Below are 5,177 nucleotides of genomic sequence, written 5' to 3'. Positions count from 1 at the left end.
ACGGGCCGTTCGGCGGTCCGTCCCGCACTGGCACGAACCGCCGATCTGACCGCCATGTCCGACTGTGACCGGTATCGCAGGGTGAGTCCGGCGCACCTGGGTACCCGCTGGCCATGAACAGAAATGAGCAGCCAATGCTCACTCCCGATCTGCCGCCGGTCGTCGACGTACCGGATCTGACCTTCCCTCCTCAGGGACGTCACTCCGATGAGTCGAAGCGCGCGGCGGAGCGGAACGGTGACCAGGAAACCCCTACCTCCGCCTCCGCCCCCACCCCCTCCTCCGGCCCCTCCCCCGGCCCGCGCCGCTTGGCGGCGTGACGGACGAACCCCCAGCCCGCGACCGATCCCCTCGCGTCGCCGCCCCGACGGCCGGAGCCGCCGGGATGATCTCGCGCACTCCCCGTGTTGACCATCGGCACGGGGAGACGCAAGGCGAGTCTTCGCACACGAGACAAGGGGACGGACATCATGCCGTTGCAGGGTGAGTACGAGCCGAGCCCGGAGAAGTTCGTACGCGATCAGGTCGAGCTGATCGAGAGCTCCGGTGGCACCGAGGGCACGACCATGCGGGGCATGCCCGTGGTCGTCCTGACGACGCTGGGCGCGAAGAGCGGGAAGATCCGCAAGACCCCGCTGATGCGGGTGGAGCACAACGGCGCCTATGCCGTCGTCGCCTCGCTGGGCGGCTCCGCCAAGCATCCGGTCTGGTACTACAACGTCGTGGCCGACCCGCGGGTCGAGCTGCAGGACGGCCCGCTGCGGCAGGACATGACCGCGCGCGAGGTCACCGGCGAGGAGAAGGCCCGGTGGTGGGAGCGCGCCGTCGAGGCGTACCCGGACTACGCCGACTACCAGACGAAGACCGACCGCCAGATCCCGGTCTTCGTGCTGGAGGCGGCGGCCACCGCGCACTGACCCGCGGGTCCCGGCGCGTTCCGGCGCGCCCGGCGCCTGTGGATCGCCGGGAGCCCGTGGATCGCGGGGAGCCCCCCTGTGATCGACGCCAAAGCATGCCTGTTTGATAGATCGGGTAGCCGGGAACCGACCCGGGATCCGTACCCAAGGAAGTGCGCCACATGAACGTGACAGACAAATCAGACTTCGCGCCGATCTACGACAGCCTCGTGGCGGAGCACGGCGACGTCCCCGCGGAGGCCCGGGAGGCGGCCGAGGAAATCCAGCGCGAGGCCGCCGAGGCCCTGGACTGGAGCAAGGTGCGCGGCGGCGGCTGACGCACTCCGGCCCCGTCGCCCGGGGCCACCGCATCCGGCTCCGTGAGCGGCCGTCCGTCATCTGCCCGGAAGGCCGCTCGACACCCCTCACCTTCGATAAGCTGCCGCTGACGCACTGTGCTTGATGGCGTCGACAGCTATCTCACGAGGGGAAACAGTTGACTACAGGGGTAGAGACTTTCGAGTTTCAGGTCGAGGCACGACAGCTTCTGCAGTTGATGATCCATTCGATCTACTCGAACAAGGACGTCTTTCTGCGCGAGCTCATCTCCAACGCGTCCGACGCGTTGGACAGACTGCGCCTCGAATCGCTCCGCGATGAAAACCTCCAGGCGGACACCTCTGATCTCCATATCGCCATCGAGATCGACCAGGAGTCGCGCACGCTGACCGTCCGCGACAATGGCATCGGCATGTCGCATGAGGGGGTCGTGGAGCTCATCGGCACGATCGCGAACTCCGGCACCGCGAAATTCCTCAAGGAGCTTCGGGAGTCGAAGGACGCGGCCGCTTCCGCGGATCTCATCGGGCAGTTCGGAGTGGGCTTCTACTCCAGCTTCATGGTGGCCGACGAGGTGACCATGGAGACCCGTCACGCCGGGGAGAGCCAGGGCACCCGCTGGATCTCCAGCGGCGAGGGCACCTACACGATCGAGCCGCTCGACGACGCCCCCCAGGGCACCTCCGTGACGTTGAAGCTCAAGACGGAGGACACCGAGGACCACCTCTACGACTACGCCTCGCCCTGGAAGATCCGGGAGATCGTCAAGCAGCACTCGGACTTCATCACCTGGCCGATCAGGATGGCCCCCGCCCAGGCCCCGGCCGCGGCGGACGAGGCGGAGCAGACGGAGGAGGGCGACGAGAAGGCGCCCGAGCTCGAGACCGTCAACTCGATGAAGGCGCTGTGGGCCCGTCCCAAGGACGAGGTCACCGACGAGGAATACCACGAGTTCTACAAGCACATCAGCCATGACTGGGTCGATCCGCTCGAGACCATCCGCATGCAGGCGGAGGGCACCTTCGAATACCAGTCGCTGCTGTTCATTCCGGCCCGGGCACCGCAGGACCTGTATATGCAGGACCGCAAGCGGGGGGTGCAGCTCTATGTGAAGCGCGTCTTCATCATGGACGACTGCGAAGCGCTGATGCCGGAATACCTCCGCTTCGTCAAGGGCGTGGTGGACGCCGCGGATCTCTCGCTGAACGTCTCGCGGGAAACCCTTCAGCAGGACCGCCAGATTCAGCTGATGCGGCGCCGTCTGGTGAAGAAGGTGCTCTCGACGGTGAAGGACATCATGTCCTCCGACGCGGAGCGCTACGCGACCTTCTGGAAGGAATTCGGCCGCGTTCTCAAGGAAGGTCTCCTCAGCGATCTGGAGAACCGCGAGGCGATCCTCGAGGTGTGTTCGTTCGCCTCGACCCAGGACGCCGAGCAGCCGACCACGCTGCGCGGTTATGCCGAGCGCATGAAGGACGGGCAGGAGCACATCTACTACATGACCGGCGAGTCCCGGTCGATCGTGGAGAGCTCGCCCCATATGGAGGCGTTCCGGGACAAGGGCTTCGAGGTGCTCCTCCTCACCGACCCCATCGACGAGCTGTGGGTCGACGCCGTGCCGGAGTTCGACGGCAAGCAGCTCCGCTCCATCGCCAAGGGGCAGGTCGACCTCGACTCCCAGGACGAGAAGGACGAGGCGGCGGAGGCCGAGCGGGAGCAGCGGCAGAAGGACTTCGCCGAGCTGCTCTCCTGGATGACGTCGACGCTGAGCGAGCAGGTCAAGGAGGTGCGGCTGTCCTCACGGCTGACCACCTCCCCGGCCTGCATCGTCGGGGACACCTTCGATGTCACCCCGGCCCTGGAGAACATCTACCGCTCCATGGGCCAGAGTCTGCCCCAGATCAAGCGCATCCTGGAGCTGAACCCCACCCATCCGCTGGTCAGCGGGTTGCGCAAGGCCCACGCCGAGCGCACGGACGACAGCGGTGACGACAGCGGTCTCGGGGAGACGGCCGAGCTGCTCTACAGCATGGCGCTGCTCGCCGAGGGCGGTGAGCTGAGCGATCCGTCGCGCTTCATCAAGCTGGTGGCGGAGCGGGTGCAGCAGACGCTGTAGCCACGCCTTGGCGTGCGGCGGGGCGGGTCCACTCGGGGCCCGCCCCGCTTCATGTCGGTCACCGTCCGAGGCAGGCCGCCGCGGAGGCGTCGATCAGCTGCCGCAGCGCGCCGTGGAAGACCTCGTGGTCGGTCAGTGCGGCCACGACGACGTCCAGGTTTCCGGTGAGGGCCGGGAAGTCCTCGGGCTCCAGCACGGCGAGCGCGGTACGCGCGGCCGTGCGCACCTGCGTGGCGTTGCGGTGGTCGACGAAGGCGACGGCGCCGAGGGTGAGCAGATACAGCCGCCGGTAGACGCGGATCGCCGCCTCGGGGGTCATTCCGGCGGCGATGTTGTGCGCCAGCTGCGGCTCCACGAGGCGGCTCAGCAGATGCGGCCCCCACCAGGCGCGGCCCGACCGCAGCGCCACCAGCCCGGGGTGCTCGATCAGCACCTCGTAGAACGCGGCGAAGCGGGCCTCGGTGGCGGTGGCCCAGTCCTGATCCCGCCCCACCAGCGGCATCCGCGCGGCCAGCCGGTCCGCGCACGCGTTCACCAGACCGTCGAAGTCGCCGCAGCGGCGGAAGACCGTGGCGTGGGAGACCCCCAGCAGCTGCGCCACCCTGCGGAAGCTCAGCGCCTCGGGCCCCTCGTCGTCGACGACGGTCAGAGCGGCCTCGGCGATGGCCTCCAGGGTGGGCTGGTCGGCTCGGTCCCGGTTGTTGCGCACAGGCCGAGCGTACCAGTGGTTGTTACAGTGTTTCAGTGACTGTTTCCATTGAGGACGTACAAGCCGCGGCCCAGCGGGTCGCGGGACATATCCGGCCCGTGGCGCTCGCGCCGGTGGAGCAGGGGGCATGGGGTGCGGCCGAGGGATGGCTGGCCCTGGAGTTCCTGCAGTACACGGGCACCTTCAAGGCGCGGGGCGCGTTCAACTTCATCAGGGCCCACCGGGACGCGGGCACCCTGCCGGACGCGGGTGCCGTCATCGCCTCGGGCGGAAACGCCGGGCTCGCGTGCGCCTGGGCGGCCGCGCGGCACTCCGTGCCCGCCACCGTGTTCGTGCCCGAGACCGCGCCCGCGGTGAAGGTGGACCGGCTGCGCCGGCGCGGCGCCCAGGTCCATCGGATCGGCATCGAGTACGCCGACGCGCGGGACGCCGCCCAGAAGCACGCCGCCGAGACCGGCGCCCTGCTGTCGCACGCGTACGACCACCCGCTGATCGCGGCCGGGGCGGGCACGGTGCTGGAGGAGATCCGCCAGGCCCGGCCCGACCTGGACACCGTGGTGGTGGCGGTCGGGGGCGGCGGGCTGTTCACCGGGGTCGCGGTGTCCGCCCTGGAGCACGGGGTGGGGGTCGTCGCCGTGGAGCCGTACGGCTGCCGGGCCCTCAACGCCGCGCTGGAGGCCGGTGCGGTGGTCGACGTCCCGGTGGACTCGGTGGCGGCGGACTCGCTGGGGGCGCGCCATGTGTCCTCGGCCGCGCTGGAGTGGGCCCGTAAGGGCGGGGTGCGGTCCGTCCTGGTGTCCGACGAGGCGATCGTCTCCGCGCGCCAGGCGCTGTGGGACGACCGCAGGATCGCGGTCGAGCACGCGGCGGCCACGGCGCTGTCTGCCCTGACCTCCGGCGCGTACCGGCCGCGGCCCGGCGAGAAGGTCGCGGTGCTCCTCTGCGGCGCCAACACCGACCCCGCGGACCTCACCCACCGCCGCTGAGCGCTCCGCGGGAAGTGGCGCGAGGTGCGGTCGTTCATCCGCGGCTGCGTCGTGGCTGGTCGCCCACGCGGCGGAGCCGCATATCGACACAGCCCCGGGGGGGGGCGGGGGGGGGCCCCCCACCACACCCC

6 protein-coding genes are annotated in these 5,177 nt (G+C 69.5%); 5 read left to right on the top strand and 1 reads right to left on the bottom strand.

Annotated elements, in window-relative coordinates:
- Positions 1-134: 134 nt before the first annotated feature.
- From ACFXB5_RS52445 to htpG, 4 genes are all read left to right on the top strand, one after another.
- Positions 135-320: a hypothetical protein gene (locus tag ACFXB5_RS52445; RefSeq protein WP_385222922.1), complete on the top strand. Its 186-nt coding sequence runs from the start codon at positions 135-137 to the stop codon at positions 318-320.
- 150 nt (positions 321-470) lie between these two features.
- Positions 471-917 carry a nitroreductase family deazaflavin-dependent oxidoreductase gene (locus ACFXB5_RS52440; RefSeq protein WP_385222919.1) on the top strand — a complete coding sequence of 149 codons (447 nt, stop codon included), beginning with the start codon at positions 471-473 and terminating at the stop codon, positions 915-917.
- Between the two features lie 161 nt (positions 918-1,078).
- On the top strand, positions 1,079-1,234 hold the full coding sequence (locus ACFXB5_RS52435; RefSeq protein ID WP_385222916.1) for a hypothetical protein: 156 nt from the start codon (positions 1,079-1,081) through the stop codon (positions 1,232-1,234).
- Between the two features lie 158 nt (positions 1,235-1,392).
- Positions 1,393-3,351 (top strand): molecular chaperone HtpG, encoded by a 1,959-nt coding sequence (htpG, locus tag ACFXB5_RS52430; RefSeq protein ID WP_385222913.1) that lies wholly within the window; start codon positions 1,393-1,395, stop codon positions 3,349-3,351.
- A gap of 58 nt (positions 3,352-3,409) precedes the next feature.
- Here the strand turns inward: htpG and ACFXB5_RS52425 are convergent, their stop codons facing one another.
- The gene (locus ACFXB5_RS52425; RefSeq protein ID WP_385222910.1) at positions 3,410-4,060 is read right to left on the bottom strand and encodes a TetR/AcrR family transcriptional regulator; all 651 of its coding nucleotides are present in this window, start codon (positions 4,058-4,060) and stop codon (positions 3,410-3,412) included.
- Between the two features lie 35 nt (positions 4,061-4,095).
- On the opposite strand from ACFXB5_RS52425, the gene ACFXB5_RS52420 reads away from it, so the two are divergent.
- Positions 4,096-5,046, top strand: coding sequence for a serine/threonine dehydratase (locus tag ACFXB5_RS52420; RefSeq protein WP_385222907.1), 951 nt, complete (start codon positions 4,096-4,098; stop codon positions 5,044-5,046).
- Positions 5,047-5,177: the final 131 nt, after the last annotated feature.

Source organism: Streptomyces sp. NPDC059455 (assembly GCF_042750115.1).
In the GTDB taxonomy this organism is placed as follows: Bacteria; Actinomycetota; Actinomycetes; order Streptomycetales; family Streptomycetaceae; genus Streptomyces; species Streptomyces endocoffeicus.
The sequence above is the reverse complement of the archived record's forward strand: the minus strand, read 5'-3'. Positions and strand labels throughout refer to the sequence as shown.